Here is a 2,728-nt window from a genome sequence, read left to right as displayed (position 1 = left end):
AATTCTTTGAAAACCATCCGATGATGCTGTTCGGCCTGGAGGCCGGCGTGGCGCTGTTCCTGCTGCTATTCATCGTCATCTGGACGATGTCGGGCGCCAAGAAGCATCCGCGCCCGCTGCGCGCCCCGCCCGAGCATCCGTCGCGCCTGGGCCAGACGGCCAAGCCTGCGGAATCGACCGGGGCGGAGCCGAAAGATTCGCAGCCGCCCAAGGCCGACGCCTCCTGATTAATGCAGCATGCGCGGCATCACCAGCGCAAATTCGGGGATCGGCGCCTCGAAGCGGTGACCGTCCTCGGCCACGCAGAAATATTCGCCGCGCATCGTGCCCACGGGCGTCTTGATGGTCGCCCAACTCGTGTATTCGAACGATTCACCCGGCGGCAGTAGCGGCTGGTGGCCGACCACGCCCAGGCCGTTCACCTCCTGCACCTGCTCCTCGGCGTCGGTGATCACCCAGTGGCGCGAGATCAACTGGCTCGGCACATCGCCGGTGTTGCGGATGGTGATGGTGTAGGCGAAGGCGAAGTTGCCTTGTTCCGGCTCGGATTGCTCCGGCAAATAGCGCGCCCGGACTTGGACGGTGAGTTCGTAGCTCGGCATGACGATCCACTATAAGAATGGCGCCCATTGTGCGGCAAGGCTGTGGCACCGGCAAGGCACGGTCGGACGGCTGATCCGGCTAAAATAGCGGCCTGTTGTTCGCACCTTCGCGCATCTTTACGCGCATCCGCGCGCCTTTCTGGTCACCCATCATGTCCGCAGCCATCGATCTGTCCGGTTTTCGCATCGCCCCGTCCATCCTCTCCGCCGACTTTGCCCGCCTGGGCGAGGAAGTGCGCCGCGTGCTCGAATCCGGTGCCGATTGGATCCACTTCGATGTGATGGACAACCACTACGTGCCGAACCTGACCGTCGGACCGCTGGTGTGCGAGGCGATCCGCCCGCACGCGCAGAAGGACGGCAAGCCGGTGCCGATCGACGTGCACCTGATGGTGAGCCCGGTGGATCGCATCATCCCCGACTTTGCCAAGGCTGGCGCCGATCTGATCACCTTCCACCCGGAAGGGTCCGAGCACATCGACCGCTCGCTGGCGCTGATCCGTGACCATGGCTGCAAGGCCGGCCTGGTGTTCAACCCGGCCACGCCGCTGCACTACCTGGACCACGTGATGGACCGCCTGGACATGGTGCTGATCATGTCGGTCAACCCCGGCTTTGGCGGCCAGTCGTTCATCCCCGAGGCGCTGAACAAGCTGCGCGCGGTGCGCCAGAAGCTGGATGCGTACCAAGAAAAGACCGGCCGCAAGATCCTGCTGGAAATCGATGGCGGCGTGAAGGCCGACAACATCGCCGAGATCGCCCGTGCGGGCGCCGACACCTTCGTCGCCGGCTCGGCCGTGTTCGGCAAGCCGGATGCGGACGGCGGCTATCGCGGCACGGTGGGCGCGCTGCGCCAGGCGCTGGCCGGCCTGTCGTGATGACGAGCATGACCGGCACGCTGCCGGCGGGCCCGGTCCGCGCCGTCATCATCGACCTGGACGGGACGATGGTCGACACGGCGGGCGACTTCCACGCCGCCATCAACGCGATGCTGGAGGCGCTCGGCGCCACGCCTGACATGCCGGCGGAAGAAGTCGTCGGCTATGTCGGCAAGGGCTCGGAGAACCTCGTGCGGCGCGTGCTCGACACGCGCCTGCCGCCGGCTCAGGCCAACAGCCGCTTCGCAGAAGCATTGGGCGCCTACCAGCGCGCCTACATCGCCATCAACGGCCGGCACGTGAGCGTCTATGACGGCGTGCACGAAGGGCTGGAAGCGCTGCGCGACATGGGCCTCGCCCTGGCGTGCGTGACGAACAAGCCACACGATTTCACGCAGCCGCTGCTGGCGCAGCTCGGTCTGGCCGCGTATTTCGACCTGATCTACCCCGGCGACGCCTTCCCGTACCGCAAGCCCGATCCGTACCCCATGCTGCGGGTGGCCGAGGCCTTTGGGGTGGCGCCGGCCGAGGTCGTGGCCATCGGCGACTCCGAAAACGACGCCCGCGCCGCCCGCGCGGCGGGCATGCGGGTACTGGCAGTGCCCTACGGCTACAACCACGGCCAGCCTGTACAGGACGCCGGAGCCGATGCTATAGTCGACTCACTTTTTGCGGCAGCGCAGCTGATTCGGCCTTACGCTGAACCCCACAACGCAATCTCTGCCGCACCCAACTGACGATCCATGTTCCTGAATCGCAAACGCGTCGACGCTGGTGGTGACCGGGGGGCCTGGCCCTGGCGGCCCTGGCACGCCCTCGTCCGGGCGTAAGCGTTTGCACGGCTGCTGATCGTTCTCCCACGGTTTTGGCACTCTGGCGCGTCACAAGCGCGCTGCCCAAACCACCACCGCATCTCCCGCCCCAAGCGCTGACCGCCCGCTGGTCTTCCGTTGGCTTCACGATAGGCTTACGGACGGCCCTTGCGGGATCGCACGGTTTTTCGCGTTCCCATCCCTGATGTTCTGCTAACGTTCCGACGGCACACCCGCGTTTGCCGTGGAGCGAAACGCATGCCGGTGGGCGCGCACGCGTGCCGTCCGGCCCCCAGACCTGACCGCTCATGACCGAACTCGAATTCAAATCGCTGGCCGACCAGGGCTACAACCGCATCCCGCTGATTGCCGAGGCACTGGCCGACCTGGAGACGCCGCTGTCGCTGTATCTGAAGCTGGCGCAATCGCACGACCG

Annotated in this window: 4 protein-coding genes; 3 read left to right on the top strand and 1 reads right to left on the bottom strand. The window is 66.0% G+C overall.

What is annotated here, in order from left to right:
- The coding region (locus QZ609_RS26145; RefSeq protein ID WP_295501316.1) for a hypothetical protein at positions 1–227 on the top strand (227 nt) is incomplete at its 5' end.
- Here QZ609_RS26145 and apaG read toward each other — a convergent pair.
- Positions 228–602 carry a Co2+/Mg2+ efflux protein ApaG gene (gene apaG, locus QZ609_RS26140; RefSeq protein ID WP_295501312.1) on the bottom strand — a complete coding sequence of 125 codons (375 nt, stop codon included), beginning with the start codon at positions 600–602 and terminating at the stop codon, positions 228–230.
- Positions 603–754: 152 nt separating this feature from the next.
- On the opposite strand from apaG, the gene rpe reads away from it, so the two are divergent.
- Together rpe and QZ609_RS26130 are read left to right on the top strand one after the other, a co-directional pair.
- A complete protein-coding gene (gene rpe / locus QZ609_RS26135) occupies positions 755–1,480 on the top strand; it encodes a ribulose-phosphate 3-epimerase (protein ID WP_295501311.1) in 726 nt (241 codons plus the stop codon).
- An 8-nt stretch (positions 1,481–1,488) separates the two neighbouring features.
- Entirely contained in the window at positions 1,489–2,217 is a 729-nt protein-coding gene (locus tag QZ609_RS26130; RefSeq protein WP_295501319.1) for a phosphoglycolate phosphatase, read from the top strand.
- Positions 2,218–2,728 lie beyond the last annotated feature (511 nt).

The sequence above is a fragment of the uncultured Ralstonia sp. genome (assembly GCA_913056305.1).
Classification (GTDB): domain Bacteria; phylum Pseudomonadota; class Gammaproteobacteria; order Burkholderiales; family Burkholderiaceae; genus Ralstonia.
Note: the sequence above shows the minus strand (reverse complement) of the source record. Positions and strands in the feature narration are given on the sequence as shown.